At 61.9% G+C, this 852-nt stretch carries 2 protein-coding genes; both read right to left on the bottom strand.

What is annotated here, in order from left to right; all coding sequences use genetic code 11:
• The coding region (locus EOA29_RS38335; protein WP_127222510.1) for an aldehyde dehydrogenase family protein at window positions 1–280 on the bottom strand (280 nt) is incomplete at its 3' end.
• A gap of 214 nt (window positions 281–494) precedes the next feature.
• Window positions 495–852 (bottom strand): GNAT family N-acetyltransferase (locus tag EOA29_RS38330; protein ID WP_145970118.1); only part of this gene is annotated, 358 nt, incomplete at its 5' end.

The raw sequence follows: 852 nt of genomic DNA, 5'->3' as shown, positions 1-852 counted from the left end.
CGCCCATCTCACGCGAGACTGCGAGCGCAAGATCCTTGCTGCGCTTCTTATAGATTTCGATGACGCGGTTGAGGATATCGAGCCGCTCCCCAACTTCTGTGAAGCCGAAGCTGGCGAAGGCGCGCTTGGCGGCGGCGACCGCCCTGTCGACATCGGCCTTGGTGCCCAGCGAAATCTGCGCGAAGGCGTCCTCGGTCGAAGGATCGATGACGTCGAAACTGTTCGGCACCACAGGGTCGACCCAGGCGCCGTCGATATAGAACTGCAGATCGTGTGACATGCTTTCGCTCCCTGTGGCCGCCTGGTTTCGATTATGGTGGGGTGATCGTCGTATATCGTCAGAGATAACGATGCGGCAACCGCCCTGTCCAGCGCAAGCGAAGGTGATTGAGCCAGCGCTGAATTCCTGATGCATACCGCCCAAAACCGTGCAGCGGTTTCAGGAAAACGACACCCTTGAAGACGTCGCCTGGATCCGTTTCAGGCGGCGCGCTTCAAGGCGCCAATCGCTTACTCATATAGACGGTCGTCCCGTTCATGAACGGCTCTTCGCGGTCGATCGCGTAGCCGTGCCTGCGATAGAGCAGCACATTGGCTGCGAAGGCGCCGTTGGTCAGCAGCCGAAGTTCACGGCAGCCGGCTTCAACGGCCCTGCGCTCGGCGCGGTCGAGCAGCTTCCGCCCAATACCCCTGCCCTGCGCGTCCGGCGCCACGGCGACATTCTCGATCCAGATGTGGTCGTCATGCGCCATGGTCTCGATCAGCCCGACGATGCGGCCGTGCTCGACGGCGAGCTCGAACTGATGCTCGTCCAGTGCCTTGTCGTAGTCGGCGCGCATCGGCAGGGGCTCG

It is taken from the genome of Mesorhizobium sp. M1E.F.Ca.ET.063.01.1.1, from assembly GCF_003998155.1.
In the GTDB taxonomy this organism is placed as follows: Bacteria; Pseudomonadota; Alphaproteobacteria; order Rhizobiales; family Rhizobiaceae; genus Mesorhizobium.
Note: the sequence above shows the minus strand (reverse complement) of the source record. Positions and strands in the feature narration are given on the sequence as shown.